Origin of the sequence: Methanococcoides sp. AM1 (assembly GCF_900774055.1) — an archaeon.
In the GTDB taxonomy this organism is placed as follows: domain Archaea; phylum Halobacteriota; class Methanosarcinia; order Methanosarcinales; family Methanosarcinaceae; genus Methanococcoides.
Genome location: NZ_CAAGSW010000020.1, coordinates 1 through 426 on the forward strand (window position 1 = coordinate 1; position 426 = coordinate 426).

1 protein-coding gene is annotated in these 426 nt (G+C 46.5%); it reads right to left on the reverse strand.

The window, feature by feature from the left end; translation table 11 throughout:
* On the reverse strand, positions 1-426 hold a 426-nt coding region (locus tag E7X57_RS12220; RefSeq protein WP_135613271.1), incomplete at both ends, for a cobaltochelatase subunit CobN.

Sequence of the window (426 nt, forward strand, 5' to 3'; positions counted from 1 at the left end):
TCAATCCTTCACCCACATTGGCTACAATGTATGGGTAAATGTTTGGCATGTCCTGAACCAATAAAGGTGCCCAATCTGCAGTTCTGTTCATACCATAAGCAAGTCCGGGAAGCCATTCATGGGTTCCATGGGTACCCATATGTATAACTGCATCAGCATCCCAGTCGTCATTCAGCCAGAGATAAAAAGCTATGTACTGGTGTGGTGGAGGTACCAATGAACTGTGATACAGCACATTGTCATTCTGCGTCATTCCACGGGCAGGCTGAGGCATCAGCCAGACATTACCACACTGTACAGTAGGAATAACAATGTACCTGCCGGACTCATTCTCCCAGATCATAAACATTTTATCTTCAGTGAAATCTTCGGACCAGGGCTCTCCCCATTCATTGATCACCTGAGTACGCAGGTCTTCCGGTATCT